1 pseudogene is annotated in these 514 nt (G+C 70.4%); it reads right to left on the bottom strand.

Going from position 1 to position 514, the window contains the following annotated elements:
• Window positions 1-514, bottom strand: a pseudogene (locus VQ02_RS38515) (hypothetical protein); the annotation flags it as partial.

Genomic DNA, 514 nt, shown 5'->3' with positions numbered 1-514 from the left:
AGGCCGAGGCGAGGGCGCGCAGGTCCTGCGGACGCACCCGGTCGGCGATGTCGTTCTCCGCCGTCTCCTGCCGAGCAAGAGCCGCCACGAGCGCGGTCAAGGCAGGCGAGCCCGGCGGGTCGATCAGGCCGTCGGCGGGCTTCGGTTCGGGACCCACTGCAACGGCACCGGCACCAGCTTCGATGCGTCCCGCCAGAGCCGACAGACTGCTGGTAATCCAACCGGCGTTGAGCAGCGGAAGGTCGCTCGCCCGATCCCGGATCGGTTCACCATCCATCGCCTCGGGCGGCCGGGTCAGCGCGACCGCAGCCTCGCGGAACGCAGCCTCGTCGACGTAGTCCAAGGTCGAGGCTTTCGACCCGTCACGCGACAGCCGGCGCGACAATCCGTCGAGCGCGGCCGCGTCGAGAACGTCGAGCGACGGCGCTGATCCGAGCTTGGCTATGCGCCAATCCGGGATGAAGTCGGCATGCGCGCCGTGGACGGTGACAGCGTGGCGGTGGCGCGTCATCGC

This window comes from Methylobacterium variabile (assembly GCF_001043975.1).
Classification (GTDB): Bacteria; Pseudomonadota; Alphaproteobacteria; order Rhizobiales; family Beijerinckiaceae; genus Methylobacterium; species Methylobacterium variabile.
The sequence above is the reverse complement of the archived record's forward strand: the minus strand, read 5'-3'. Positions and strand labels throughout refer to the sequence as shown.